At 36.8% G+C, this 24,020-nt stretch carries 20 protein-coding genes and 3 other annotated features; of the genes, 3 read left to right on the forward strand and 17 right to left on the reverse strand.

The features are described 5' to 3' along the window. Positions 1-217: 217 nt before the first annotated feature. The 4 genes from AC3WJF_RS06090 to AC3WJF_RS06105 form a co-directional block, all read right to left on the reverse strand. Positions 218-625, reverse strand: a complete 408-nt coding sequence (locus AC3WJF_RS06090) for a DUF350 domain-containing protein (protein ID WP_492450319.1) — start codon at positions 623-625, stop codon at positions 218-220. A 290-nt stretch (positions 626-915) separates the two neighbouring features. Further along, a complete protein-coding gene (locus tag AC3WJF_RS06095) occupies positions 916-3,270 on the reverse strand; it encodes an endonuclease MutS2 (protein ID WP_492450321.1) in 2,355 nt (784 codons plus the stop codon). A 24-nt stretch (positions 3,271-3,294) separates the two neighbouring features. Further along, positions 3,295-5,010, reverse strand: coding sequence for a DNA polymerase/3'-5' exonuclease PolX (polX, locus tag AC3WJF_RS06100; RefSeq protein WP_492450323.1), 1,716 nt, complete (start codon positions 5,008-5,010; stop codon positions 3,295-3,297). A gap of 99 nt (positions 5,011-5,109) precedes the next feature. Continuing rightward, a complete protein-coding gene (locus AC3WJF_RS06105; protein ID WP_492450325.1) occupies positions 5,110-5,649 on the reverse strand; it encodes a CvpA family protein in 540 nt (179 codons plus the stop codon). A 350-nt stretch (positions 5,650-5,999) separates the two neighbouring features. On the opposite strand from AC3WJF_RS06105, the gene rnhC reads away from it, so the two are divergent. Beyond that, positions 6,000-6,935 (forward strand): ribonuclease HIII, encoded by a 936-nt coding sequence (gene rnhC / locus AC3WJF_RS06110; RefSeq protein WP_492450327.1) that lies wholly within the window; start codon positions 6,000-6,002, stop codon positions 6,933-6,935. 380 nt (positions 6,936-7,315) lie between these two features. On the opposite strand, the gene fdhD is transcribed toward rnhC, so the two are convergent. Further along, complete coding sequence (gene fdhD, locus AC3WJF_RS06115; RefSeq protein ID WP_492450329.1) at positions 7,316-8,122, reverse strand: formate dehydrogenase accessory sulfurtransferase FdhD; 807 nt, start codon at positions 8,120-8,122, stop codon at positions 7,316-7,318. Positions 8,123-8,306: 184 nt separating this feature from the next. Here fdhD and AC3WJF_RS06120 point away from each other — a divergent pair, with 184 nt between their 5' ends. Next, the gene (locus AC3WJF_RS06120) at positions 8,307-8,951 is read left to right on the forward strand and encodes a Bax inhibitor-1/YccA family protein (protein ID WP_492450331.1); all 645 of its coding nucleotides are present in this window, start codon (positions 8,307-8,309) and stop codon (positions 8,949-8,951) included. A 42-nt stretch (positions 8,952-8,993) separates the two neighbouring features. Here AC3WJF_RS06120 and pheT read toward each other — a convergent pair whose 3' ends face one another. The 3 genes from pheT to AC3WJF_RS06135 form a co-directional block, all read right to left on the reverse strand. After that, positions 8,994-11,408, reverse strand: a complete 2,415-nt coding sequence (pheT, locus tag AC3WJF_RS06125) for a phenylalanine--tRNA ligase subunit beta (protein WP_492450333.1) — start codon at positions 11,406-11,408, stop codon at positions 8,994-8,996. Between the two features lie 180 nt (positions 11,409-11,588). Further along, positions 11,589-12,626: a phenylalanine--tRNA ligase subunit alpha gene (gene pheS / locus AC3WJF_RS06130; RefSeq protein WP_492450335.1), complete on the reverse strand. Its 1,038-nt coding sequence runs from the start codon at positions 12,624-12,626 to the stop codon at positions 11,589-11,591. Between the two features lie 172 nt (positions 12,627-12,798). Next, positions 12,799-13,029, reverse strand: a binding site (T-box leader). Between the two features lie 91 nt (positions 13,030-13,120). Next, complete coding sequence (locus AC3WJF_RS06135) at positions 13,121-13,876, reverse strand: TrmH family RNA methyltransferase (protein ID WP_492450337.1); 756 nt, start codon at positions 13,874-13,876, stop codon at positions 13,121-13,123. Positions 13,877-13,988: 112 nt separating this feature from the next. Between AC3WJF_RS06135 and sspI the strand changes: the two genes are divergently transcribed. Continuing rightward, positions 13,989-14,198, forward strand: coding sequence for a small acid-soluble spore protein SspI (gene sspI, locus AC3WJF_RS06140; protein WP_492450339.1), 210 nt, complete (start codon positions 13,989-13,991; stop codon positions 14,196-14,198). A gap of 1,188 nt (positions 14,199-15,386) precedes the next feature. Here the strand turns inward: sspI and AC3WJF_RS06145 are convergent. The 9 genes from AC3WJF_RS06145 to dnaI all read right to left on the reverse strand — a co-directional run bounded on the left by AC3WJF_RS06145 (position 15,387) and on the right by dnaI (position 24,017). Then, the gene (locus AC3WJF_RS06145; RefSeq protein WP_492450341.1) at positions 15,387-16,472 is read right to left on the reverse strand and encodes a M42 family metallopeptidase; all 1,086 of its coding nucleotides are present in this window, start codon (positions 16,470-16,472) and stop codon (positions 15,387-15,389) included. A gap of 455 nt (positions 16,473-16,927) precedes the next feature. After that, positions 16,928-17,500, reverse strand: coding sequence for a TVP38/TMEM64 family protein (locus AC3WJF_RS06150; RefSeq protein WP_492450343.1), 573 nt, complete (start codon positions 17,498-17,500; stop codon positions 16,928-16,930). A gap of 79 nt (positions 17,501-17,579) precedes the next feature. Continuing rightward, positions 17,580-17,849: a DUF1294 domain-containing protein gene (locus tag AC3WJF_RS06155; RefSeq protein WP_492450345.1), complete on the reverse strand. Its 270-nt coding sequence runs from the start codon at positions 17,847-17,849 to the stop codon at positions 17,580-17,582. A 238-nt stretch (positions 17,850-18,087) separates the two neighbouring features. Beyond that, positions 18,088-18,447 carry a 50S ribosomal protein L20 gene (gene rplT / locus AC3WJF_RS06160; RefSeq protein ID WP_492450347.1) on the reverse strand — a complete coding sequence of 120 codons (360 nt, stop codon included), beginning with the start codon at positions 18,445-18,447 and terminating at the stop codon, positions 18,088-18,090. Between the two features lie 30 nt (positions 18,448-18,477). After that, on the reverse strand, positions 18,478-18,678 hold the full coding sequence (gene rpmI, locus AC3WJF_RS06165) for a 50S ribosomal protein L35 (protein ID WP_492450349.1): 201 nt from the start codon (positions 18,676-18,678) through the stop codon (positions 18,478-18,480). Between the two features lie 21 nt (positions 18,679-18,699). After that, positions 18,700-19,203, reverse strand: coding sequence for a translation initiation factor IF-3 (infC, locus tag AC3WJF_RS06170; RefSeq protein WP_492450351.1), 504 nt, complete (start codon positions 19,201-19,203; stop codon positions 18,700-18,702). Positions 19,204-19,391: 188 nt separating this feature from the next. Continuing rightward, positions 19,392-19,528 (reverse strand) — a sequence feature (ribosomal protein L20 leader region). A gap of 134 nt (positions 19,529-19,662) precedes the next feature. Beyond that, positions 19,663-21,585, reverse strand: coding sequence for a threonine--tRNA ligase (gene thrS, locus AC3WJF_RS06175; protein WP_492450353.1), 1,923 nt, complete (start codon positions 21,583-21,585; stop codon positions 19,663-19,665). Positions 21,586-21,634: 49 nt separating this feature from the next. Next, positions 21,635-21,860 (reverse strand) — a binding site (T-box leader). A 134-nt stretch (positions 21,861-21,994) separates the two neighbouring features. Continuing rightward, positions 21,995-22,855 (reverse strand): putative sporulation protein YtxC, encoded by an 861-nt coding sequence (locus tag AC3WJF_RS06180; RefSeq protein WP_492450355.1) that lies wholly within the window; start codon positions 22,853-22,855, stop codon positions 21,995-21,997. 226 nt (positions 22,856-23,081) lie between these two features. After that, positions 23,082-24,017 carry a primosomal protein DnaI gene (dnaI, locus tag AC3WJF_RS06185; protein ID WP_492450357.1) on the reverse strand — a complete coding sequence of 312 codons (936 nt, stop codon included), beginning with the start codon at positions 24,015-24,017 and terminating at the stop codon, positions 23,082-23,084. Positions 24,018-24,020 lie beyond the last annotated feature (3 nt).

Below are 24,020 nucleotides of genomic sequence, written 5' to 3' on the forward strand. Positions count from 1 at the left end.
GTAAAACAACGTTATTTGGGTTAAAAATCAATAAACTTGGTAAGAAAAGATGCCCCGAAACCAAGCCTACTTAGGATTTATAACAAAGGACGAAAAGCAACAATTATTGCGAAAACAGAGTTACTTTATAAATAAATATACAATTCCGATAAGGATAAAGCAGCCACATAAAACAAATAACACTTTTGCTAATTTCTCCATTATTCAAATTCTCCTCTTACGAAATACTGGCTCCAATAACAAAGGAAAGTCCTATTGAAATCATCATGGAAATAAACCCAACTGCACGGTTGTCATTTTCAATTTCTACGTCTATTTTAAACTTAGGCGTTAAAAATTCATAAATAAAATATCCGATTAATAGTAAAATAAATCCATAAACTCCCCACTTAATCATCACAAATAATGAATCATGATTGAGAATCGAATACCTGAAAATATTCGCAATACCAAAGATTTTTCCACCTGTTGCCATTGCTACTGCAATATTTCCTTTTTTTATTTCTTCCCAATTTTTATATTTCGTCACTATTTCAAATATGGTTAAAAATACAATCATACATAAAATAACAACACTATAATAACCGGCAGTTTGTACAAAATGATTTTCCCAAAAATGTTTCATGTAAATTAAATACTCCTTCATATCAAGATTAGAGGTGGAAGGACATATGGAAAGCAAGCAAGGCGCTTTCGCTTTTCTATATGTCTAGCTACAGCGCCTATCGGCTAACGAATTTCTACGTCTCCTCCCTACGATAAGTCAACATCAGGTGAAATTGGTAGTTCAATTTTCAATAGCTCGTGAACTACCTCAGCACGGTTTCCTTTATCTCAGTCGAAGACTACTCAGGTGAAATTACACTTCAAATTTCACTCATCCGTACGCCGATGTGCAAGGCGCTTTCGCTTTTCTTATTTAAATTCTACAACTGTAATCCCGCTGCCGCCTTCCCCGGCCTCTCCTAATCTTATACGTTTTACAGAGCGATGTTGTTTCAAATATTCTTGAACTCCTGATCTAAGGGCACCAGTACCTTTTCCATGAATAATAGAAACTCTCGGGTAGCCGGCTAATAATGCGTCGTCTATATACTTTTCCACTCTGAGTAAAGCATTTTCAAATCTTTCACCACGAAGATCAAGTTCTAGACTAACATGATAATCTTTTCCTTTCACCGTAGCAAGAGGCTTAGGGGTCACTTTCTTTTCAGATTGAACAAATTCCATATCCGATTCTTTTACTTTCATCTTCATAATTCCCATTTGAACTTGCCATTCATTATCCCCAATTTTTTCAAGGAGCTGACCTTTCTGATTAAAGCTCAGAACCTTTACCTCGTCGCCTGGGACTAATATGCGTTTTTTCTTGGTCGGCTTTGCAATCACGGACTTCTCAATAGAAGGAACTGCTTGTTCTAATTTTTTGCGCGCTTCTATTAATTCATGTTCTTTTATCTCGGCATGATGATTTATTCGCATTTTACGCAAATCACGAATAACATCCTCTGCTTCTTCTTTAGCTTTTTCTACTATCTTCGCCGCTTTTAATTCTGCTTTCTCAAATAATACATCCTGTTTCTCATAGAACTCGTTCATTTGTTTTTGTAAATCATTATGAAGCTTTTCTGATTGCTTTAAAAAATCCTGTGCCTTCAAAAGCTCGCGTTCTGCCTCACGCTTGCTATTTTCTAAAGCAGCGATCATATTTTCTACTTCATTACTTTCTGTCCCTATATGGGCACGAGCAGATTTAATAACATAATCAGATAAGCCTAATCGTTTGGAGATTTCAAATGCATTGCTTCGACCTGGAACACCAATCAATAATTTATAAGTCGGACTCAGTGTTTCTACATCGAATTCCACACTTGCATTAATAACACCTTCACGATTATATCCGTAAGCCTTTAATTCAGGGTAATGGGTTGTTGCAACCACTTTTGCCCCTCTTTGGTACACCTCGTCTAATATGGAAATTGCAAGAGCTGCTCCCTCTTGAGGGTCAGTACCCGCTCCAAGCTCATCGAATAATACTAATGACTCATGATCAACATATTTTAATATATCAACGATATTGACCATATGGGATGAAAAGGTACTTAAGCTCTGTTCAATCGATTGTTCATCGCCAATGTCTGCAAATACTTCTTTAAAGACGGCAATTTCTGAACCATCTAATGCGGGAATTTGCAAACCTGCAAGTGCCATTAAAGTACATATTCCGATCGTTTTTAAAGTAATGGTTTTCCCACCTGTATTCGGACCAGTAATAACCATCGTTGAATATTCTTTTCCAAGTGTTATGTCATTCGTCACTGCTTCTTCGATTGGTAACAGAGGATGTCTTGCTTTAAACAAATGGATAATGCCATTGTTATTTACTTTCGGCTTAGTACCTTTAATTGTTTTGCCGTAACGTGCTTTTGCAAAAATAAAATCCAGTTCACCAAGGACTTCGACTATAATCATCAAGTCGTTCGCAGCTTCGGCTACTTCAGCTGATAATTCCATTAAGATCCGTTCGATTTCCTGAATCTCTTTCATATGAATTTCTCTTAATTGATTATTTAATTCTACAACAGATTGCGGCTCAATAAAGAGTGTTTGTCCCGATGATGATTGGTCATGAACAATCCCACCATAGTTTGAGCGGTATTCTTGTTTTACAGGGATTACATAACGGTCGTTCCGTATCGTGATGATGGCATCCGAAAGCATTTTCGCAGCATTTTTGGAACGAATCAAGCTTTCAAGCTTTTCACGTATCCTTGTTTCATTTGAGCGAAGCTGCCCGCGAATATGCCTCAATGTATCGCTTGCAGAGTCTAATATTTCACCGTTTTCATCAATAGCTTGCTTAATCTTATGCTCTAGCGGGGTTAAAACTTCGATTTGCGAAACCTTCTCTGCTAAAATAGGTACTTCCACTTCGTTTTCGATTAAGCCCTCGATAAATCGTTTCATATTTTTAGATGCGAATATCGTGCTTGCTGCTTGCACTAATTCAATTGGATTCAAAACACCGCCAATCTCAGCTCTTTTTATATGGGCACGAATATCATATATCCCACTTAACGGTGCATGACCTCTTAACCGTAATGCATTAGCGGCTTCATCTGTTTCTGCTTGGAAACGTAAGACTTCTTCATAGGAAGAAGATGGTTTTAACGCTTGGATTTTTTCAGCCCCTAATGTGGAGGATGCATGCTCTCCTAGTAAATCCTTAATTTTATTAAACTCTAATGTCTTTAATATTTTTTCTTGCATTAAGTCAGCCTCCTGCCGTAGCTGTTACCCACGATTAAGAAATGCGATTAACTCTTCTGGTTCAAGTGTATTTAACACAGTATTTTTTTCAACCCAGCCTTTTCGCGCAGTTCCTACTCCTATATCCATATAATTTAAGTTTTCAATATGGTGGGCATCAGTATTAATCACGATTTTCACACCTTGCTCTTGTGCTTTACGAACATAAGCAGGCATTAAATCCAGTCTGTTTGGATTAGCATTCAATTCCAGAACAGTATTCGTTTCCTTTGCTAGTTCAATTAATAAATCAATATCTACATCATAACCTGGCCGTCTTCCTATTTTACGACCTGTTGGATGAGCAATAATATCAACATGCGGATTCATTAAAGCTGTTTTCAAGCGTTCAATTATTTTCGATTGGGGCTGTGAAAACCCCGAATGTATGGACGCAATCACAATATCCATCTCCGCTAATATTTCATCATCATAATCTAATGTACCATCGGGTAAAATATCCATTTCAATTCCGGATAATACTAATATATCATCATATTTTTCATTTAATCGCCTAATTTCTTCTTTTTGCTCTCTAAGTCTTTCCACTGTAAGACCATTTGCTACTTTAAGATATTGGGAATGGTCGGTTATCGCCATGTATTTATAGCCCTGTTTCCGACATGCTTCAATCATATCCTCTATGGAAGCTGTCCCATCTGACCATGTGGTATGCATATGGAGGTCACCTTTTATATCATTTAAAGAAACAAGCTCAATATTAGAATGAAACTCTGTTACTTCTTTGCCATCTTCCCGAATTTCAGGAGGGATGTAAGGAAGTCCAAAGTGATCGAAAAATTCATGCTCTGATGAAAAGGTATGAATATTTCCTGTTTCTTGATTTTCCACACCGTATTCGCTAATCTTCTCTCCGCGCTCTTTTGCAAGCTGGCGCATTTTAACATTATGATCCTTAGATCCGGTAAAATGATGAAGCGCAGTAACAAATTGTTCTGGTTTCACAAGACGAAAATCAATATTGATATCATACGTATCCGAAATGGTAATAGACACTTTTGTTTCACCGCTGGCGATTGCCTCAGATGCCTCATTTAATCTCAGCAATTGTTCCTTTACTAACTTTGGATTTGTAGTTGCAATCACATAATCTAAATCTTTTAACGTTTCCTGTAATCTTCTAAGACTACCTGCTCTTGAATATTTTTCGATGCCTTTCATTTCCTTAAGTGCTGCTTCGACTATGTCAATATATTTCAGCATATAAGCAAGGGAAAAGCGATCAGGCTTAGTGCCAATGGAGTCGATTGCCTCCAAAATCTTTTCCTCTGTCTTTTTCCCGAATCCCTTTAGTGCTTGAACTTCCCCTGACTCACAGGCATCTCGTAATGACTCGACATCAATCACACCTAGTTCCTGATACAAACGGGCAATCTTTTTCCCGCCAAGTCCCTGCAATTGCAATAAGGGAATAAGACCTTTTGGAACCTCTTCTTGAAGCTCCTTTAAAAATGTCGATGCACCGCTTGAAATATATTCTTCAATAACGGTAGCAGTGCCTTTCCCTATACCATTCAATAAAGTAAAATCCTCAATTTCCGATAATACTTTCGGTTCTGCTGTTAAGGAAGCAGCTGCTTTCCGAAAAGCAGCTATTTTAAAGGAGTTTTCTCCTTTTAATTCTAAATAAATAGCAATTTGCTCTAATAACCGGATAACATCTTTTTTGTCTATATTCATGAATTAACACCATCCCCATCCTAATTACCAACTCCATATCTATACTATATACTAGCAAATGAATGTAAAAAAAGAAAAAACTCCTCATTTTGAGAAGTTTTATCCTACATACTCTAGCCACCATTGCTTTACTTGATCGGATAAGATCGGAGTATTTTTAATAATTTCCTTGGCTAAAAATGATTTGTCGATCCAATGCTGGATAATTTCGATTGGAATTAAGGCCCCAATGTATAATACAATAAAGACAAGTAGGTAGACTTCAATAAATCCCAGAATACCACCTGCCCAAACATTTAATTGTTTAATCACCGGGAATTTAGCAACAAAGTCAAGCATATTACCAATAATATGCAAGATGATTTTTACAGCAAAAAAGATGATCGCAAAGGCAATAGCTCTGTAATATGCTTGTTCGAGATTCATTCCATCAAAGATCATTGTAAACGAAGCATTTTCATGCAAGGAAGGGTACGGTATCCAAAGCTTTAATTTTTCTGCAAAATCAGCATAATACATATATGCAACAATAAAGGCAATGATAAAGCCTGTCACATGAATTAATTGAAGAATAAAACCTCTTCTTAACCCATTAAAAAAACCGATCACAAAGATTAATAGTATTACAATATCAACCATGTCAGTTTCATTCCTTTATGTTTATTCTTTTTAGGTGTGGCAAAAAGATGTTCACAATCCTTACAAAAGCAATATATTGCTATGAATCAAATTCATTCCATCATTATGCCTTCTTCTAAAATACTAGATATTATCATAACACGAACCAAGCATTTTTGGGAAGAATTTGTCCACCCATGTCGATTAGGAAAGAAATATTAATTTAGAGAGTACTGTTAAAAATATAGAGTTCTAATCCGCCTTATGCATACACATTCACTAAAGTTATTCGAACCGAATAAAAGCCCGTTCACGTGCATGCATAAGGCTATATATCAACATCCATGGCATATCGAGTTTGGAGGAACAAAATGTCCAATATTATTATTCAAGCAGCACCAACTTTATTAGAGAAAATGAAAGCACATTATCAATCTTCAATTATTGAAAAAGTTCCACAAGGCGGACTGTTTGTAGCAAAAGAAAATAACTGCACTATTACCGCGTACCGTTCAGGAAAGGTCATGTTTCAAGGGAAAAATAATGAGTTGGAGGCAGTTAAGTGGGGAAATGCTGAGCCTTCAAAACCTTCTGGTGTTTCCAAAGCAAAAACATCCGGTTCCGCTCTTCCAGAAAATATTGCCACCATGTCCTTTATCGGCTCCGACGAGGTTGGAACTGGAGATTATTTTGGACCAATAACCGTTGTAAGTGCATATGTCAAAAAGGAGCAAATCCCATTACTGAAGGAGCTTGGCGTTAAAGATTCAAAGGATTTAACCGATCCACAAATCATGAAAATTGCAAAGGATTTACTTTCTGTTATTCCATATAGCTTACTTAAACTGAAAAATGAAAAATATAATCAATTACAGTCTTCTGGAATGTCTCAAGGGAAAATGAAAGCAATCCTGCACAATCAAGCATTGATTCATTTATTAAACAAGATTTCACCTGAAGAACCAGAAGGCATTCTCGTGGACCAGTTTGTCGAGGCAAATACTTATTTCCGCCATTTACAAGGCCAGAAGGAAATTTGTAAAAAGAATATGTTTTTCAGTACAAAAGGGGAAAGCATTCACATTGCCGTAGCTGCTGCTTCTATTTTAGCAAGATATGCTTTTGTAAAGGCAATGGATGAATTAAGTGCGGAGGCTGGTTTTACCATTCCTAAAGGGGCTGGTCATCAAGTGGACCAGGCTGCTGCAAAACTTATTAGGCTTAAAGGGGAAGTTTGTTTAGATCATTTTACAAAGCTACATTTTGCCAATACGGAGAAAGCAAAAAAACTTTTGCGGAATAAGTAGTTTCTTGTGAGGCGGCGCCCTTCACCCATTCCGGATAATCGGTATTGGTGTGTATTCGAATTCTGCGGACTTCAGATCCCTTATCTGTGACAAAACAAGCTGATTCCTGGGTCCCGCATATACATGTTCCGTTATTTTTGGCAAAAAACAGTGATTTTCTTATGTTTATAGAAAATAACCGGACACAGGTTCCGCTATTTGCTTAAAAAACCGCTTTTTTATCATATTTGAGGACTCACGTTCCGCTATTTGCAAAAATTCATAGAAAAACTGCTGTTTTTTGGCCAATAACGGATCTGGTGTCCGCTTAACCCTTGAAAATGCCCATTTTGTCACAGATAGCGGAATCTCTGTCCGCTTAAACTATGGTACTAAGTTTTTTACACATTATCGGAACTACCTTCTATTATTCTTTCAGGATGGGAATAAATATTAAACTGGTTTTTTCTAATAAAACCTACAACTGTTATCCCTAGATCATTAGCCAGCTCAATAGCCAATGTTGTTGGCGCTGATTTTGAAAGAACAATCCCTATTCCCATTTTAGCCACTTTTAATAAAACTTCCGAAGAAACTCTACCGCTAAAAGAAATTATTTTATCATTACGAGGTAGTTTTTCCTTCAAACAAATCCCATAAAGTTTATCAAGTGCATTATGACGACCTATATCGGTTTGAATATAAAGTAGTCCCTCAACATTGCAAAGAGCCGCATTATGAACCCCGCCGGTTTGCTGAAAATCAACGGATTGCTCCTGCATAAGCTTCATAAGACGAAAACATTGCTCATTTGTAATCTGGGTTTTACTAAAGACAGTTCTCGCTGTTCTTGCATCATTATGAAAATAAAATTGTCGACTTTTTCCACAACAGGAACCGATAAATCGCTTTGAATAAAATTCCTTATTAATAGATTGCTTTACCTTCAGGCTGATATAAACGAGTCCCTTTCCCTCGTCTACTGACATAGATTCGATTTCTTCGAATGTACGAATCAAACCTTCGGATGCTAAAAAGCCAATCACCAGCTCCTCTAAACTGGTCGGTGAACAGACCATTGTAGCAAACTCCTCATTATCAATAAAAATAGTAAGAGGATATTCAATCGCCACCTCATCCTCCATATCAACAAAGGAATTACCATCATATTTGACCATAGGTAAACTTTTCCTTACATTCTGATTCATGATTCTCCCTACTATCACAGAATATTCTTAATAATTATTAATCTTAGAGTAGCAAACTTTTAAGAAATTGTATAGAAAGACGCTATAAAATGAGTAACATAAGGGTCCTATCATAATTTGTAGATTTAGCTTGTATAATTTATATGATAAAATGAATAAAATGATTATAAAGGAGATGAGTATAATGTACGATGTATATACTAGTGTAAATAAACGGGAACTTATGGGATCGGTCTTAAAGGCATTTGCGCTTGCACTTTGTATGGCAGTAATCGGGATGCTTATCGGTACCATGGTACCACCAGCATTGTTTATGCCATTAATGGTTGTTGAATTCATCATGATTTTATCCGCATTCCTTTTAAGGAAGAAAAAGAGTGTAGGCTATGGATTCTTATACGCCTTTGCTTTTATCTCAGGGATTACAACCTATCCGATTGTTGCCTATTACTTAGCGACATCAGGAGCTAAAGTTGTTTTATCCGCATTCACTGCAACACTTGTTATCTTTGCAGTTATGAGTTTTGTCGGCACGAAAACGAAAAAAGATTTATCGTTCTTAAGCGGGATTTTAATGACAGCTCTACTTGCATTAGTGGTAATCGGATTGATTAATATCTTTTCACCGTTTTCCTCTACTGCACTCTTTGTTGCATCCATTATCGGAACAGTTGTCTTCTCACTTTACATTATGTTCGACTTTAATCGCATGAAGCGCATGGAATTTACAGAAGAAGCAGTTCCAATGCTTGCACTTAGTTTATTCTTAGACTTTATTAACTTGTTCATAGAGTTGTTAAGGCTGATTGGGTTTATTAGTAGGGATTAATAGACAAAACGCAGAACCAATTCAAGGTTCTGCGTTTTTTTATTATCCTCGTAATTCAGCACCGGCTTTGTCTTTCACCGCTGCAAGAACTTTATCATGTGCTTTTACCACTTCTTCATCTGTTAAGGTTCTTTCCGGATCCATATAAGTTAACGAGAAGGCGATGGATTTTTTGCCTGGTTCCATATGTTCCCCTTCATATAGATCGAAAATAGATACATTCTTCAATAATTTGCCGCCTGCGTTCTCAATAATTTCTTTTAGCTCACCGGCATTCACTTTACGATCTACCACTAGTGCGATATCGCGTGTCATCGCTGGGAAACGTGGAATAGCATTGTATTGAAGAGCTGAAACTTGATGTTCAAAAACTGGTTTCATATTGATTTCGTATACATACGTTTCTTTTAAATCCAAGTCTTTTTGAACTTGTGGATGTACCTGGCCCACATATCCAATTACGTTTCCGTCAAGGACAATCTCAGCTGTTCTTCCAGGATGCGTTCCTTCCACAGCAGCCGCTTGATAAGAGATGGAATCACTTACACCAAGTTCTTCAAACAATCCTTCAAGAACACCTTTTGCAACATAGAAATCAACTGGCTTTTTCTCGCCTTGCCATGGATGATTTAACCAAAGCCCTGTGATTGCTCCTGCTAAATGTTCATGTTCTTCTGGCTGCTCACTATCTGTTGTTTTTAGAAATACAGATCCAATTTCATATAAAGCAATAGAATCATTTTTGCGTGCATTATTATAAGAAACTACTTCTAAAACTTGCGGAACGATGCTTAAACGTAAATAGCTTCTTTCTTCACTCATCGGCATTGCAAGACGGATTGGTTCGCGCTTTTCAAGGGCAAATTGAGAAGATTTCTCTAAGCTTGTCAATGAATACGTAACCGCTTGGTTTAGTCCTGCTCCCTCTAAAAATCTTTTAGTCGTACGGCGTTTTCTTTGAATATCGTTTAACCCACCTGGAGTAGCAGCACCGGTTGGCAAGGTTGTTGGTAAATTATCATATCCATAAAGTCTTGCAACTTCTTCGATTAAATCTTCTTGGATGGTAATGTCTCCACGGCGTGTTGGAACAGTAATAGTAAAGGTGTCATTGTCAACCTCAACGCCAAATTGCAAGCGATCGAAAATGTCCTTCACTTCTTCTTTTGTGATGGAGGTTCCTAAGAAAGAATTAATTTTTTCAAGTGAAATGGATACAACAGCAGGTTCCACTTTTAAAGAATTAACTTCAACTGTACCATCAAGAACTTCACCACCAGCATATTTAGCCATTAATTGGGCTGCTCTTTCTGCCGCAGCATGAACTCGATTTGGATCAATGCCTTTTTCATATCTTGCACTTGCTTCACTTCGTAAGCCAAGATCTTTTGATGCATTTCGGACTGTTTGAGCGTCGAAATATGCGGATTCAAGTAAGACTGTAGTTGTATCAGAAGTAACCTCTGAATTCGCACCACCCATTACACCTGCCATCGCCACAGGTTCTTTACCATTGGTAATAACAAGATGGTTAGCTTTTAATGTTCTTTCGGCATCATCAAGAGTGACGATTTTTTCCCCTTCATGTGCTAAGCGGACTACGATTTCTTTTGAGCCAAGTTGATCATAATCAAATGCATGTAATGGCTGACCATACTCTAAAAGGATAAAGTTTGTAATGTCTACCACATTGTTATGTGGACGAATCCCTGCAGACATTAATCTAGTTTGCATCCATAATGGGGATGGACCAATTTTTACATTTTTAATCACTTTTGCTGTATAGAGTGAATTTTCTTCTTTTGCTTCCACTTTAACAGAAATATAATTGGAAGCTTTTTCAGAAGAGTGCTCATGGCAGGCGCTTGGAAGCTTTACTTCTTTCCCTAAAATAGCTCCCGTTTCATAAGCTACACCAAGCATGCTTAAACAATCAGATCGGTTTGGCGTTAAGCCTAACTCTAGCACTTCATCATCAAGATTCAATAATGCTAGTGCATCAGCTCCAACTTCCACATCATCAGGGAAAACAAAAATTCCTTCCGCAAATTCTTTTGGAGCAAGTTTCGCATCGATTCCAAGCTCTTTAAGAGAGCAAATCATCCCGTTTGATTCTTCTCCACGAAGCTTTGAACGTTTGATTTTAAAATTGCCGGGTAAAACAGCACCAACTGTTGCTACCGCAACCTTTTGACCTTTTGCAACATTAGGTGCACCACATACGATTTGTACTGGTTCCCCTTCTCCTAAATCAACTTGGCAAACGTTTAATTTATCAGCATCTGGGTGCTTCTCACGTTCCAATACATGGCCCACGACGACACCACTTACACCCTTGCTCTTTTGTTCTACACCTTCAACCTCGATACCGCTGCGTGTTATTTTTTCCGCAAGGTCCCCGGCTTCAACTCCTGTTAAATCTACATATTCTTGCAGCCATTTATAAGAAACTAACATTTATATCCCTCCTACTATAATTAGGATTTTCACCTAATTGTTGCCCTTCGAATTTTGTTTAATTTCCTAATAAGATTTCATTCGGGGCATCTTTTCTTTTATAAGAAATCCATCTACCCTCAGAATCAGAAACTTTATAGTTTTTCCTTACACAAACAACAATAATAAAGAAAAGAACCTTTACTCCTGAACAGCAAATTGCTTTAAGAAGCGAATATCATTTGTATAGAAATGACGAATATCATCAATACCATACTTTAACATCGCAATACGCTCAGGTCCCATTCCAAAAGCAAATCCTGTATATTTTTTCGAATCAAATCCGGCCATTTCAAGAACATTTGGATGAACCATCCCTGCTCCTAAAATTTCAATCCAGCCAGTACCTTTACATACATTACATCCTTCACCACCGCAAATCTTGCAAGTGATATCCATTTCAACAGATGGTTCTGTGAATGGGAAGAAGCTTGGGCGTAGGCGGATTTCACGATCTTCACCGAACATTTTCTTCGCAAACACTTGAAGAGTGCCTTTTAAATCACCCATTGTGATGTTTTCATCCACTACTAATCCTTCGATTTGCATGAATTGATGAGAGTGTGTCGCGTCATCATTATCACGACGATATACTTTACCAGGGCAAATAATTTTTACTGGTCCTTTACCTTCATGCTTTTCCATCGTTCTAGCTTGCACAGGAGATGTGTGAGTACGAAGCAGCAACTCTTCTGTAATATAGAAGGAATCCTGCATATCACGAGCCGGATGTCCTTTCGGCAGATTTAATGCTTCAAAGTTATAATAGTCCTTTTCTACCTCAGGACCTTCTGCCACTTGATAGCCCATTCCGATAAACAAATCTTCAATTTCTTCAATCACCTTTGTTAAAGGATGTTGGTTACCGATCTTTACTGGACGGCCAGGAAGAGTGATATCAATTGTTTCAGAAGCTAATTGCTTCTCAACAGCTGCCGCTTCTAATGCTTTTTGCTTTGTTTCGATTTTTTCACTGATTGCTTCTCTCACTTCATTTGCAAGAGCACCCATTTTAGGTCGTTCTTCAGCAGATAGTTGACCCATTCCTCTTAAAACTTCGGTAATCGGTCCTTTTTTTCCTAAATACGCAACACGAATATCATTAAGTACTTTTAAATCTTCAGCTTGCTCAATTTTTTGTAGAGCCTCTGCTTGAAGCTCTTTTAATTTTTGCTCCATGTTTTTTCCTCCTTTATTAAAAATGGCTATATTAATTAATCTGTTTTATAGCCTTGGTGCGTACACAGGAACGAATTTTTTTCTGGGCGAATAATTATAGTGAACGTGTACGCCGTATCAAGGCGGTTTGAACAACTATTATTGCCTGAAATATAAAAAAACCCCGTCTCCACAAAGGGACGAGGTTATCATCGCGGTACCACCCTAATTAACATAAAATAACATTATGTTCACTTACTTTGATAACGGTTTTTCACCGAAGCATCTTTACGTTTCAAGAAACGGTCCCGATGCTGACTCCAGGGGTGAACTTCACTTATTTTTTCATAAAAATGCTTTCAGTCTTAGGCATTTTCTCCCTGCATGAAATTCATAAGCTACTTTTCCCTATCATTGTCTTTCATTTTAATTCAATTGTTTTTATTATAGTATTTTGTGAAATGATTTTCAAATGTATTTTGATATATTATGTCATTTTTTATATATGGTAACGCCTAATTTTTAAAATAATACATCAAAATGCCAGCAGCGACTGCAACATTCAATGATTCACTCTTTCCGAAAATTGGGATGTACAGATTTTTATCTGTTAAAGATAACACTTCTTTAGATACACCATTTCCTTCGTTACCTAGAATAAGGGCGAAAGACGGTTCTGGCTGCACTTCTTTATACGAAATTCCATTTTCTAGAGCTGTACCGTATATTGGTACATTTGCATCTTTAAGTTTGGGAATCCATTCCTGCAAACTTCCCGTTAAAAATTCTACATGAAGGTGGCTACCTTGAGCAGACCGAAGAACCTTCGGATTATATATATCTGCGGTGCCTTTACCTAAAATAATAGCATCTATCCCTGCAGCATCTGCCGTACGAATCATAGTACCAAGATTTCCAGGGTCTTGAACACCATCAAGTAATAAAAATGATTTTCCTGAGAAGTTATCAAGCTTGGTCCTCTTTATTTTACATATAGCGAAAATACCTTGAGTCGTTTCTGTATCAGAAATCATTCTGCTTATTTCCGGTGTAACTCTAGTTATCGATAGATTACTCACGTCCCAGTTTGCAGGGATATCCACTTCTTCACTAATGATTATCTCTAAAACTTCCTCTTTATACTGTAAAGCTTCCTCCACTAAATGAAAGCCTTCTAGAATATATGTATTTGTTTTCTCACGTTCTTTTTTGGTTAAAAGCTTCTTCCATTGCTTAATTTGCGGATTTTGAACAGATTGGATATATTTCACAAGTTTTTTCTCCTTATTATTACTTGTCTACCATTATAACTTATTTTTCATACATAGAAAATTTACTAGGTGTAATGATAAGAGAGATAAGATTAAAAAGGAGTGTGTCTTCATGAACTTAAATCTTCGAAATGCCGTTATTCACAATGTCTCCGGGAATACCCAAGCGGAATTAAAGGATACGATTGTTGACGCGATTCAAAGAGGCGAGGAAAAAATGCTGCCGGGATTAGGCGTTTTATTTGAAGTAATTTGGAATAATGCAGATCAACAGGAACAGAATATGATGCTTGATACGTTAGAACAAGGATTAAAACAATAAACGAGTTTGGTCTGTCCGGATTATCCTTTGATTCGGACAGGACTCTGCGGTTTCTCGCTTGGTCTGTCCGAATTATCCTCTGAATTGGACAGTTATCTTCCATTTTAACGGACTACTTACCATTCTTTTTCTTCAGCTTGTCCTTTTGAACCCTTATAAAGGACAGCTTGATTTGCTTTTTGCTCCTCTTGTCCTTTTAAACTCTTTTAAAGGACAGCTTGACTTGCTTTTTACTCCATCTTGTCCTTTTAAACACTTTTAAAGGACAGCTTGACTTGCTTTTTACTCCATCTTGTCCTTTTGAACCCTTTTAAAGGACAGCTTACACTGATTTCTGCTCCCACTTGTCCTTTTGAACCTTAGAAAGGACAGCTTACACTGTTTTCTGCTTCAACTTGTCCTTTTGAACCCTTTTAAAGGACAGCTGACCTTGATTTCTGCATCAGCTTGTCCTTTTGAACCTTTATAAAGGACAACTTTCCCTGTTTTCTGCTTCAACTTGTCCTTTTGAACCCTTTTAAAGGACAGATTACCTTGATTTCTGCATCAGCTTGTCCTTTTAAACTCTTATAAAGGACAGCTTTCCTTGTTTTCTGCTTCAACTTGTCCTTTTGAACCCTTTTAAAGGACAGATTACCTTGATTTTTGCTTCAACTTGTCCTTTTGAACCCTTTTAAAGGACAGATTACCTTGATTTTTGCTTCAACTTGTCCTTTTGAACCCTTTTAAAGGACAACTGACCTTGATTTTTGCTTCAACTTGTCCTTTTAAACTCTTATAAAAGACAGCTTTCCTTGTTTTCTGCTTCAGCTTGTCCTTTTAAACTCTTATAAAGGACAGCTTTCCTTGTTTTCTGCTTCAGCTTGTCCTTTTAAACTCTTTTAAAAGACAGCTTTCCTTGTTTTCTGCTTCAGCTTGTCCTTTTGAACTCTTATAAAGGACAACTTTCCTTGTTTTCTCCTTCAACTTGTCTTTTTGAACCCTTATAAAGGACAGATTACATCACTTTCCGCTCACTCTTGTCCTTTTGATCCCTTATAAAAGACGACTAACCCTGATTTCCGCTCCCTATTGTCTTTTAAAGCCTTATACTCCATTACGTTAATCCATATGTGAAAATTTTGATAGAAAAAACACACGAGATTTCCACTGCGAAATGTCGTGTGTTTGATAATTGCTTTTCTTTCCTTACTCAAATGTAATTCTATTTACAGTATCACTATCTAAGCGTTTAATTACTTCTGTAATTAGCTTCACTGCGTTTTCATAATCATCACGATGCAGCATGGCAGCATGTGAATGAATATAACGAGTTGCTATCGTAATTGCAAGTGATGGCACTCCGTTTGCAGTTATATGAATGGAACCTGCATCTGTCCCACCACCTGGGATGGATTCATATTGATATGGAATATTTAATTCATCCGCAACACCAACGACAAAATCACGAAGCCCTTTATGGGATACCATAGATGCATCAAATAGGATAATTTGCGGACCTTCACCCATTTTACTCATTGCTTCTTTGTCGGAAACTCCTGGTGTATCGCCGGCGATACCTACGTCTACAGCAAACCCGATATCCGGTTTGATCACATGAGCAGCAGTTTTGGCGCCGCGAAGACCGACTTCTTCTTGTACATTTCCTACACCGTAAACAGTATTCGGATGGCTTTCATTTTTCAAGTTCTTAAGAACATCGATCGCAATTGCGCAGCCAATACGGTTATCCCACGCTTTTGCTAACAGCATTTTTTCATTATTCATAACGGTAAATTCGAAATAAGGTACAACCATATCTCCTGGCAATACGCCCCAGGCAAGCGCTTCTTCCTTACTGGATGCGCCAATATCAATGAACATATCTTTGATTTCATATGGCTTTTTACGCACTTCAGCTGATAATACATGTGGCGGCTTAGAACCGATAATACCTGTGACATCGCCTTTTCTTGTGACAATTGTTACGCGTTGGGCAAGCATGACTTGTGACCACCAGCCACCAACGGTTTGAAAGCTAATAAAGCCTTTGTCATCAATTTTTGTTACCATGAATCCAACTTCATCTAAATGGCCAGCTACCATGATTTTCGGACCGTTTTCATTGCCTACTTTTTTCGCAATTAAGCTTCCTAAACCATCGGAAGTTACTTCATCAGCGAATGGTTCTATGTATTTTTTCATTACATCATGAACTTCACGTTCGTTTCCTGGAATCCCTTTTGCATCTGTCAGGTCTTTCAGCATTGTTAATGTTTCATCTAATTTCGCCAATATCATGACCTCCGAATTAATAATATTTATCTTCTCTATTATAATAGAACGAATCAAAATGCACAAAAATTCTGCTATTAATATCCTTACCCTTGTCTTTAATATTTTATTTTATTTATGCTAAATGTTCACGATTCTTTCTTTTCTCGCGTTTCCCGAAAACAATTTTAAAATTGAAACTAATTTCTATTTTTATCGTAAGTATAGAACGAAAAAGGAGGTTTCTTTAACATGAACTTGTTAGAATGTATTAATAGCAATTCTTTTAAGCATTGTACCACTTATTTTGTATATTTTTCTTCTAGTTTGGGTACATTCCATAAAAACAACTAACCAAAAACAAGTGGAGCAAAATGAACAAATCATTAGATTGTTACTTGACATTAATCATAACTCGAAAAATTCACAAGTGTAGTCAAAAATAAAAATGCCCTTTAACGGGCATTCCTTCATATTCATGAAGTTTCATTAAAAAATTCACGCCACTTCATGACAATTACTTTTTCTCTTAATATAAAAAACAATATGGAGAGTGCAAGTAAAATCATCACTATTATACCTGGTGTAAAACGGGAAATGAATTGTCCGAATACAGTGTAGAAAAAGACTAGAGGAATATTAGTTATTACAGAGCCTTTCATGTAGTCACGAAAATTCGGGCTTCTTTCTAATAAACAGATCGTTAAAAGTTGATAATGTATGAATGGAATAAGACGTAAAATAGCGATTTGACCAACGGTTAGCTTTGCGCGATGCCCGAACCATTTTTGTTTAATCTTTACGAATTTATCATAGGTGCGCGGCATTTTTTTAAGCCAAACATAGCTGATTGCGGACAATAGCAGTAACCCTATTAAAGAATAAACAATTCCGAGTAAGCTTCCAAATAGAATTCCTCCTGCCATACAAACGACTGCAACAGGGATAAATAGAAATTGCCTTAGTAAATGGAATAAGATAAAGAGGAATGGGGCTAAAATGGCACTACTTTCAACAAATGAAAATAAGATCAATAATTGATCATTCACCTTCTCACCCGCCTTCGATGATTTCTCTTGGATGACTGACATATAATATAACATATTGAACAAACATAATTGTTATTACTCAAATATGTAAAATGAGATAGAAAAGGACTAGATCCAGCAGTGCTAAAATCGGAAATCCCCATTTAAAATTACGATGCTTTGTTTTATGGTGAAATAGATTCATCCCAATCGTCGTTCCACATGCCCCACCAATAATTGCAATTGTCCATAGCGTTTTTTCCGGGATTCTCCATTTATGTTTTTTTGCATAACTTTTATCCACCCCCATGATAATAATCCCCGCTAAATTGATAATGATAAAATAAGCAATAGCAATCTTACTTAACACTCTTCTCCCTCCTATTATGTAAAAAGCCATTCTCTGGAACTAGAGAATGGCTTTTTAGGTCTAGCTACAGCGCCTATCGGCTAGCGGATTTCTCCGTCTCCTCCCTACGATAAGTCAACATCAGGTGAAATTGGTAGTTCAAATTTCAATAGCTCGTGAACTACCTCACTGTGTTTCCTTTATCTCAGTCGAAGACTACGAAATCCGTACGCCGATGGGCAAGGCGCTTTCGCTTTTCTTATTTAGAAAATTGTGTTTTAGCTTGGTTAGCAAGTTCTGCAAATGCTTTTTCATCATGAATAGCAAGATCAGAAAGCATTTTACGGTTTACTTCGATACCAGCAAGCTTAAGACCATGCATTAAGCGGCTGTAAGAAAGACCGTTAATACGTGCAGCTGCATTGATACGAGTAATCCATAGCTTACGGAAGTCGCGTTTTTTCTGACGACGGTCACGATAAGCATACATATAAGATTTCATTACTTGTTGATTTGCAACTTTAAATAATGTATGTTTTGAACCAAAATAACCTTTTGCTAATTTAAGAACTTTTTTACGACGTCTGCGGGTAACTGTTCCGCCTTTTACACGTGGCATAATATTTCCCTCCTATATCAAATCGTTCAATTACTTAAGATTGTCAAGCATATGGCGAATGCGTTTGAAATCACCTTTAGAAACAATTGCTGCTTTACGAAGCTTACGTTTTTGTTTTGTAGATTTATTTGCAAATAAGTGGCTTGTGTAAGCATGAGAACGTTTTAACTTGCCAGAACCAGTTCTCTTGAAACGCTTAGCTGTGCCGCGGTGAGTTTTCATTTTTGGCATGGGGTATTCCTCCTCATTACATTACTTTTCAGTTTTTGGTGCAAGAACTAAAAACATACTGCGTCCGTCCATTTTAGGCTTTGATTCCACTGTACTTACCTCTGCACAAGCTTGTGCGAAACGATCAAGTACTCGTTGACCAATTTCTTTATGTGTAATAGCGCGGCCTTTGAAACGAATGCTTGCTTTTACTTTATCTCCCTTTTCAAGAAACTTAAGGGCATTGCGAAGCTTTGTATTAAAATCATGTTCTTCAATGGTAGGGCTCAAACGAACCTCTTTAATACTGATGACTTTTTGATTTTTACGTGCTTCTTTATCTTTCTTTTGCTGTTCAAAACGATACTTACCATAGTCCATAATTCGAGCTACTGGTGGTTTCGCATTTGCTGCAACCAGAACAAGATCAAGGTTCACCTTTGAAGCAATTTCAATTGCTTCATTACGAGATTTAACACCAAGCTGTTCACCGTTTTGACCGATTAATCGCACTTCACGTGCACGAATGCCATCGTTAACCATCATATCTTTACTAATAGTTAGCCACCTCCAAGGTATTTTTCGAGCAATCAGAAAATCTTATGATTACAAAGAGTAACTATAGCTCGTCTTATGCTTCCTGGAAGCCAAGGCAAGCTAGAATAAATGGTTTGGGTTAAAGAAACGTTGCTTTTCACCATCCTGAAGCGTTTTGTATCGTCAGGTTTCTAAAAAACAATAAAAAAGTGCGGGAGAAAGTTCCCGCACTTACATTCACGCATGAATAGTTTTGAATGTGATGAATTTCGAAACCTGCCAACTGCAACACATGCGTCAATCAGGCGAGAAGCGGGAGCTTCTTCTTTTCCTCAAACGAATATTCAATTTACCTTAGATAATATATCATATAATATTATTTGATGTCAATGGCTTTCTACTTTTTACTTTTTCAAACAACATCATTAATATTATCAAAGATTCTTTCAATGCGCAATAGATTTTCTATTATTTTTGCACTTCTGCTTTTAAGCTTGCAAGAAATTGTTCAAACGGTACCGTTTCGGATTTTTGTTCTCCATATTTTCTTACATTTACCGCATTTTCGCTAACTTCATTATCGCCTACTACAAGCATATATGGAATTTTTTGCATTTGAGCCTCACGAATCTTATAGCCCATTTTCTCGTCACGGACATCTAACTCAACCCTAAATCCTGCTGCACGAAGCTTTGCTTCAACCTGCTTAGCATAGTCTAAATGGGCATCTGGAGAAACAGGGATAATAGTTGCTTGAACTGGTGCTAACCATGTAGGGAATGCCCCTTTATATTCCTCAATCAAGTACGCAACAAAGCGTTCCATTGTGGATACTACACCACGGTGAATAACAACTGGACGATGTGGTTTTCCGTCTTCACCAATATAGTTTAAGTCAAATCGTTCAGGAAGCAAGAAATCAAGCTGTACAGTAGATAAAGTTTCATCTTTACCTAATGCAGTACGAACTTGTACATCTAGTTTTGGACCATAGAAGGCAGCTTCTCCTTCTGCTTCAAAATAGTCTAAGCCAAGATCGTCCATCGCGTCCTTTAACATGCTTTGTGCCTTATTCCACATCTCATCATCATCAAAATACTTTTCCTTATCCTCTGGATCACGATAAGAAAGTCTGAAAGAATAATCCGTTATATTAAAGTCTTTATAAACTTCAATGACTAATTCTACTACTCGTTTAAATTCATCGCGAATTTGATCCGGACGAACAAAAATATGAGCATCATTTAAAGTCATCCCCCGCACCCTTTGCAGTCCTGATAAGGCACCTGACATTTCGTAACGATGCATCGTTCCAAGTTCAGCAATTCGGATTGGCAGTTCACGATAGCTATGAATGCCATTTTTAAAGACCATCATATGATGTGGACAGTTCATTGGACGTAGTACTAGTTGTTCATTATCCATATCCATGACAGGGAACATATCCTCTTGGTAATGATCCCAATGCCCGCTTGTTTTATATAGATCCACACTACCCATGATGGGTGTATAAACGTGATCGTATCCTAGGCTTTCTTCTTTATCCACAATATATCGTTCAACCACACGGCGAATAGTTGCGCCTTTAGGAAGCCATAATGGCAAGCCTTGTCCTACTTTTTGTGATGTCATAAATAAATTTAATTCTTTCCCGATTTTACGATGATCCCGCTCTTTTGCTTCTTCTAATAAGCGAAGATGTTCTTCTAAGTCTTCTTTTTTGAAGAAGGCTGTTCCATAAATACGTTGAAGCATTTTATTGTCACTATTACCTCGCCAATATGCACCTGCAATACTTAAGAGTTTGAATTCTTTAATCTTTCCAGTAGATGGCACGTGGACACCACGGCAAAGATCAATGAAATCTCCTTGTTCATATACTGTAACGTTTTCTCCCTCAGGAATGGCATCGATTAATTCTTGTTTATATTCATCTCCGGCAAATAGTTGCTTCGCTTCTTCGCGGGATACTTCTTTCCGGATAATTTCAATATTTTCATTTACAATTTTTTTCATTTCTTTTTCGATTTTAGGAAGGTCTTCTGGTGTAATCGAAACATCGATATCCATATCATAATAGAACCCGCCTTCAATTACGGGACCAACGCCTAGTTTTACATTATCAAACAAGCGTTTAATCGCCTGAGCCATTAAATGTGCTGTACTGTGGCGAAGAATTTCTAGTGCTTCCGGTTGATCAGGAGTAATAATTCCAATCACGCCATCTTCATGGATTGGTGTGCGCAAATCAATCAATTTGTCGTTCAATTTTCCTGCAAATGCTTTTTTCTTCAAGCCAGGACTAATGGATGCTGCAATATCTTCTGTTGTTGTTCCACTGGCAAATTCCTTAACAGCGCCATCTGGAAACGTAATTTTAATGTCAGACATATATGTCCACTCCTTTAATTTATTAAAAATAAAAAAACCCGTCCCTATGGAAAGGGACGAGTATTATTTACACGTGGTTCCACCCTATTTTTCATCACTAAATAAATAGAAATGACTTAGGAAATTTTTAACGGAATTTAGCCGTCAACTATTACTAATATTCATAGTTGAAGTTTAGAGGTGGTAAGTATTCGTATCGTGTTAGAAAGCTTTCACCATTACTTTCCTCTCTGAAAACCGTAAAAGAATACCCTTGTCCTCATCATTACTTTTCGTATGTTTCAATTCGTATGTACGTTATTATAGAAGTTTCTTTTCAGAAAATCAAGAGTATGCGAATTTTTTTCCTTTACCAATGGCTCTTTTCTTAAATCATGCTGCTTTTGTATCAATCTATACGAAAACAGCCTTATTTATTTGCAGCTTTTCCAAGATAAATTGATCTTTCCTCCCAAAATTGATCCTTAGTTCCGAGAATAATTCTTTCTTCAAAAATTTTTTGAAGTGTACGAATTAACCCATTATCGAATGAATCCGCATAAAGGTATATTTTATTGGGAGCAATTGATAATAATGGTGCGATAGTTACAGAATCTATATAGATGGGGTGATTGGTTAATAGTCTCCGATCTAACAATTGAGTAAGATTGCTTTTTGTCATTTCTTGAAATTGTTCATTATAGAAAATGCCATATTCTTCGAAATAAATTCTTACCACATCTAATTTAGATTCACGGTTTTGTATATATTCTCTTAACATCTGGATAAATACCTGATATTCTTGCTCCATTTTATATTCATCGATAGCTAATTCTACGTATACAATGATTTGTTCGTAATAATCCTTCAATCTAAATTTCGTAAGGGAATCAAATGAAACGGTATCGTATTGTTCTAATAAAGCAGAGACTGCTTGACGAATCATTTTTGTTTCATTTATTCCACCGATGATAGAAGTTAATTCGGGTCTATCGCCATTAAACATCTCAATAACAATCTCCAAAATATTATTTTGTTCGTCTTCCTCTTTATAGAAGAAATACTCTGATAAGATATCTTTTACCCAATCATTTCGCTTCTTTTGCATAATAAATTGGATGAATCCAGATTGAACATTTTCTAGCGAAATGGCGGAAAGATCTATTGTTAAAAAATATTGTTTTTGATTTTGAAAGATTGTTTCGTGGAACCATATTTCTTTGTCTCTTTTTATAAAATATTCATGCAGCCACACGGCATCATCTAAATGTTTAAAAATAAAATCCAACATTAGCCCCCCTTGCTATGGAAAATTCCATGTTATATATATATGGGGGGCTTGGTTATTTTAGAAGTCGTGGATAAAAAACAATCATGACTGCTTTCAGGCAAGGGATGTAATTGTTGGTCGATTTACTTCTTTTCGCAGTTATTCGGCACATCTAAAGCTTGTTCAAAAGGGTTGACCAAAATTTTATTTTTTATATGAAAAAAGAGCCAAGTCACTACTTTGGCTCTTAACTTCTCATATTTGGTCCTTCTACTAAAATTGGAGTGGAGAGATATTTCACTCTTTCCATAATCCTAGCAGCTTTCATCCGTTCTTCTTCTCCTCGTTGTGAATATGTGAGGTGATGCTCTAAGCCGCCATAATCGAAATTCGATGTGAAAAAAGTTGGCAAGTTTTCTTGCATTCTAAACTGGAGAATAGATCCTAGAATTTCATCACGAGTCCAGCTTGTCATGGCCTCAGCACCAATATCGTCCAGCATTAGCACCGGCGCATTCTTGACCATTTCAAGTTTTTCATTTAACGTATGATCCGCTAATGATTGTTTCATTTCTCGGAAAAATTCGGGAACATAAACAAGTAACGAAGATACTTGCTTATGTTCGGCTAAATGATTGGCAATCGCTCCTAAAAGGTATGACTTTCCAACACCAAAGCTACCATGAAGAAATAAGCCTTTTTGCTTTTTTTCGGTTTCATATTCTCTGACAAATCGTTCAGCAAATTCGTAAGCATTTAGTCTTCCAACAGATTTCAATGAAAATTCACCAAAGGACGCATGCAAAATATCTTTCGGAACATATAAACTTTGAATTAATTTTTCATTTTTCTTTCGTTCATCGTATGCAATTTTTTTGCGACATGGGCGATAATGAACATCAATATCATTTTTTCGTAAAACTAGCTCCGGTTCATACCCTTGCATCATATTAACACAGCGGTCTAAACTGGAACATTTCCCGCAATCCTTTGTTTGCGAAATGTACTCATATAATTTCATCAAACTCTTTTCGACCATGGAGGTAGTAACCTCTCCTGGATTTTGCAATAAAAATTCTCGAATATGAGGATGATTTAATATTTCTTGCTTCATTTCATTATACGTTTTTTGAAAACTACTGTTTTTTGATAGCTTTTTTAACGTATCATTAATATTCTCCAACGT

This window comes from Heyndrickxia sp. FW510-T9 (assembly GCF_058781025.1).